4 protein-coding genes and 1 pseudogene are annotated in these 5,087 nt (G+C 40.3%); all 5 read right to left on the bottom strand.

Annotated elements, in window-relative coordinates; all coding sequences use genetic code 11:
- Positions 1-97: 97 nt before the first annotated feature.
- The gene (locus BQ7314_RS08480) at positions 98-1,333 is read right to left on the bottom strand and encodes a hypothetical protein (RefSeq protein WP_174483273.1); all 1,236 of its coding nucleotides are present in this window, start codon (positions 1,331-1,333) and stop codon (positions 98-100) included.
- Between the two features lies 1 nt (position 1,334).
- Entirely contained in the window at positions 1,335-2,183 is an 849-nt protein-coding gene (locus tag BQ7314_RS08485) for a hypothetical protein (protein ID WP_174483274.1), read from the bottom strand.
- On the bottom strand, positions 2,183-4,672 hold the full coding sequence (locus tag BQ7314_RS08490; protein WP_174483275.1) for a hypothetical protein: 2,490 nt from the start codon (positions 4,670-4,672) through the stop codon (positions 2,183-2,185). Before BQ7314_RS08490 ends, BQ7314_RS08485 begins: the two co-directional genes overlap by 1 nt.
- Entirely contained in the window at positions 4,672-4,950 is a 279-nt protein-coding gene (locus BQ7314_RS08495; RefSeq protein ID WP_217423837.1) for a hypothetical protein, read from the bottom strand. Before BQ7314_RS08495 ends, BQ7314_RS08490 begins: the two co-directional genes overlap by 1 nt.
- Positions 4,951-4,966: 16 nt before the next feature.
- Positions 4,967-5,087, bottom strand: a pseudogene (locus BQ7314_RS16080) (IS30 family transposase); the annotation flags it as partial.

The raw sequence follows: 5,087 nt of genomic DNA on the forward strand, positions 1-5,087 counted from the left end.
GATTAAATTCTAGCCTCCCTCGCGCACTGCTACCGCAGTGCACTTCGGATTGGCGAATTTCCCTGTCGCCTACTGCGGACTAAAAATCATCACTTCGCTATCGCTCCGTTTCCCTGATTTTCAGCGACTGCTGCGCCATGCTAGTGTTTTTTTTGCTCGGCAGTAGGTTGCGATAAAAGGTATTTTGGCCTATTAATTTTTCTGCCAATGCTTGTGCAGGCGGATAATCAGGACGCTGCAAGGCCACTTGAGTTAATAAATTACTCGCCAATAAGGGGCTTTCTCGGTGAATATTATCTTTAACAAGCAATTCAGCCTGTTGCGCCACTCGGTTAATTTCAGTGGATGATGGGGGCGATAACAATTGATTCTCACGAATTTGAGTCACTGATACACGCGGTTGATTTAAGCTGGGAAACAAATAATCTTCGGCTTTTTGTTCTAAGACTTGTAAGTAAATCGCACGATCAGGCATTAAACTAATCGTATGTTTACCTTGGGGAATTTCTAAATAATGTCGCTCCTCACGACTAACAACTTTAATGCGATTTTTAACCCTTACTACATGTCGACTTTCAACACTAGTAGAAAAATGTAACCATTGCATAACTTGTTCATCCATCTGCCATGCAATACGATAATCTTGGGATAATTCAGCAGCATTAGGCTCGTATGCTAAGCGTGATTTTAAGACTAAACGGGTCGGCCCTTCTATATCAAAATGGCTGACTTGGTTTGGCTCTCTAGGCCAAAAAATCTTAGGCAGTTGATAGTTTTTATCTTTTAATAATACCCATGGGTCGGATAAAAAAACCATATCTCGATAAGGCGCTAATTTGGGCAAAGTCTCGGTACGTGTAACAAAAAGTCCTACCGTTAATGCTTGTTCAGCTGTTTTATCGCGCCGTATATGCACCCACTGAGCAGCGCTGGCATCATTTATTAATAATAAGGAATGCTCGTCACTACTGATATTAAGCCGCTGTTCAACAGCTAAACCGGAAGCATTAGAGAGTAATACCAAGAGGTCACTAGGCTGCAGTACTAGCTCAGGGTTGTAAATGCGTAAATATTGATAGGGTTCTAAATAAACCCACGTTTCTTGATTAGGCTCTAATCTAACTATATCAAATCCCCACTCCGAATAATAAACAGGCTCTTTCCCTCTCACCCATTCAGGCGCACTTTCAATATTATCCCAACGCCAAGCTAATGAATAAGAATCCAGCAGGCGTACTTGCATTGCATCTAAACCAGCATGTACAGGTAAAATCCCCCCCCAGAGCATTCCAAAGTAAAGTATAAAAGTAAATAGCCTTAATTTTCCAGTCATATTAATCTTGTAGGCAACTAAGTAATAACTGGCGTAGTTTTACACTGCTTAATAATGACTTACGCAGTCTTAAACTCATTTCTATATGCAAAAAGCCCTGATGATTGAGTCTCTGTAATAATTTCCCTTGGCTATTAGTGGTCGCACCCAGCTCATTAACATCATAAGGAAATAAGCTGACTTTTCCAGGCATCTTCTGTTTTAGACAGCTAGCCGTTTGTTGAATCCATGCAGGTGGGTAATAATGCCCAGCACTCAAAATCATATCGCTGTCTTTACCTTGTTTAGATTTCCTTTTGTTACGAGCATAACCATGTAATTGGATAATGCGAGCTTGCGGAAATTGCCTGGCAAAAGCGCGCGTAAAAACTTGCCAATAAGTTTGACTCAAGTGCGCCATATCCGCCTTAGCAGAAAACCCTACAACCTCAGCATGCCGCGGTATGCTATTCCATTGCACGGCACGAAACCCGCCTTGCTCAAATAATAATGCCGTCAATTTTCCAGTATAACGATCCGCTTTAGCATGTGGCGCTTGTAATAAAACATTATTCGCTATTGCTCCAGTACTAAGCATAAATAATCCACGCCCATACTGAGACTGCGAGCTTTCTTGAAAAATAAGGTGGTTTGGTTGCGCTAAACGCTGCATATTAACTTTAGCCCATAGTTTACTTTCAGTGCCTTGCAATTCTTCAGTAAAAGCCTGTTCCACTTGCTGTAATTCTATTAAGCTTGCTGGTTGTAAAGTGTTCTTAGAAAATGCCTCTAGCCACTGTTTATTCATTGTTTCAGCTTGTCCAGCATTAGCGTTTAATAGCGTAATCAGTAGTAAATAGTATTTAATCATTAGTTTATAGTCTTACTATAAAAATGTCTCTGCGCATGAATGCCTGGTGTTAATTTAGATAAACTAACAAAACCTACCTCTCCTTCTTGCAGTGACATTTCTATGCGATAGGGTCCAGCGGGTAAATCACTGTTTAAGGGAATAAAAAAACTTTCCCCAGCGTTTATATCTTGCGCATTCGTAAACAAGACCCAACTGTTAGCTTCTTGCTGGTGACTTATATCATAAACTCGCTGCGTAAAAGTCCAGTCACTGTAGGCTTTATAAGAAGCAGGGGCATTGCCTTTTAATGGCATAATACTAACTTTTATTTTAGAATGCTGCGTACCACCAGCGCTTGCAAAAATCTTAGCTGATAAAGTTTCATTAACGCCATCTTGATGCTGTACATTAAAGACCAATTTATGCCTAGAATTTAGTTTAAAGGCTCTACGCTTTAAATACTGCGCTCCTTGGCAATTATTCATAGTGTTTATCAGCCATGTGATTGGTTCGGAACTTTGCAGCTTCAAAGTGTGTACGCCTGTTTTTATATCAGGTAAATAATAAACACCTTGTTTCCCTTTGGCTGTAGCTTGCGCCCATACCCGTTGATTTTGGCTAATTGAAAAATCAAAAGCTTGGTTATTGGGGCGTATAAAAATTAACTCTGGATTCAGTGTCCGTAATGAACCATAAGCTTGCAGTCTTGCTTTAAAACTTTGGTTTACCGGTAATACACAATATAAGTTGGACAAGATTTCTTTTCTTCTTGCTTGCCCTTCATAAGGTACCAAGATATAGCGCGCTTCAACTCTGCGCTCGGGTAAATAATCTTCCCATAAATACAGCCCCTCAGCTAAATAAGGGTCATCAATCGGTGGTCGTGGCTGTATACTGATTGCTTTCAATAATTTATTGAGTACCAGTGACTGTGAATGCTCCGGCTTCATTACAAACCAGCTAGGTAAATCACTACCTTGCATTTTATTCGCCATACTCATCCACTTGGGAATCGCTATATGTTTGACTAAACCGATAGGCTGATTGTATAGACTGACTAAGACATCATGTTGCAAGGCCGAGATACGCAGATATTTAACCGCATTAGGTAATTTAAAATAATACCTTTTCGGATCACTGATTTGAACATTATCCACCGCGTTTTTTACCCGATCATAAACTGAGGGAGTTTCGAGTGCAATCAGTTCACCTTGCTGTAAAATCTGGTGCTGCGCATCTAGCCATTGATAATGGACTGTTGCAGGCAGGTTAGCATCAGTACTTGAAATTAACCGCCTCACATCAATACGTACCATGGCAGGCTGATGGTTAATATGACGTATTTTGTAATCTAAGCCTGAGTCTGCATAATAAGCATAAGTGTTTACTAATTGCGGCGTAATATCAATTTTCTCAGCACCTAAGTGCTCTTGTGAAAATACTTTCAGCAATAAAGGCTTGGCACTATGCACTTCTAGTAATCCTGGTTGCACAGTGAGTTCAAGCGGAGTACCCGCACCATGCCAGAGCATTTGCTTCTGCCACCGAGCTTTTAACCCCGTACCAAACCAATGCAAAGTGATAACCACATCACCGTGTGTAGTCTGGTCTACCGGCTTGAGGTCAAGTAATAGACGACTACCTGACCCTACGACAGGAATGACAATAGGCTGTTGAGCATCTACCACTAATCCAGTAGAAAGTGCTTGCCTACCGACTTCTTTATAATCCACATCATTTAACGCATAAAGGGTACGCGCCTGATAATCGCGGTCGACCACACCTTGCGGCCCTAGCGGACTCCACTGATGACGTAATAGGTTAAGTTTTTCATTTTCGTTAAGTAAAGCAGCGGGATAAACACTGCCTTTAGCTAATGCCTGTTTCTGCTTATCATTCATACGCAACCATGAGGTGCCAATACGATGTTCTGCTACTTTAATAGGAACATAGAGCCGTATAACAGCATCAACTGCTTGTGATTCAAAAGTTTCTAATTTCAACTGAATCTTCTCAGCAGTGGGAAGTGATTTAAGGCTTAATATTGCCAAACGCCCATCTAAAGGAATCAAATTATTATTATCATAATAATTCGTATAAAATTGCTGCCCTTGTTCATCTTGATAGCGCGTTAAGCGAGTACCATGATAATAAGTTTGCTCAGAGAGCACGTGATTTTGCCTATCCAGTACCTGGTAATGCAAAGCATATTGCCAGCGCGGCTCAAGTTCTTGCTGTGTCGCTTGCTGTATAATTGACGGCTTAATATTCAAATTACTAATAATCCGTAACTGCTCAGTGTTTGCAGGAATACTAAAGACCACCCATTTATCAGCTCTCACCTGATAGACCAAACTATTTTTAACTGACTCCCCACGCCCATACTCGGTAAGTTTTTTATATTGCTGGAATTCACTCAAAACTTGTTGCCATGCTAGGGGGAACCCCCAAGTGACACTGGCAATAAGCAATAGCCATACCAAGAGCACTCGATAATAGCGACGCATTACTCAGCCTCCGTCAATAACCAAGTAAAACGTAAAGCAATAAATCGTTCTAGCTGTACTTGAAGGCTACTATTTTTCTGTATATAAAAGGTCTCTAACTTACGAGGATTAAGGTTAATTACCGCGACAACTTCTGAACGATTATTATGTAGCAACAAAAATGCTTGTTTACTATTCACATCAATTAAACGAGTTAAAAATTGACCTTCATTCTCTACTAGATGTTTAATTTGTTGCAACCCTAAAACATCAAAATCATTAAGGTACTCAGTGACCAATTTATACAACCTGAATTCAAGTCATAAGTGCATAACCCAGTAAATTTTTTATATCTACCCCAGTTAGCTCTTCAAAAGCTTCATAAGGTGTTTTGTAGTTCAGACATTTTTTAGGTCGATTATTAAGCTTATTTTTT

Source organism: methanotrophic endosymbiont of Bathymodiolus puteoserpentis (Logatchev) (assembly GCF_900128525.1).
Lineage (GTDB): Bacteria > Pseudomonadota > Gammaproteobacteria > Methylococcales > Methylomonadaceae > Methyloprofundus.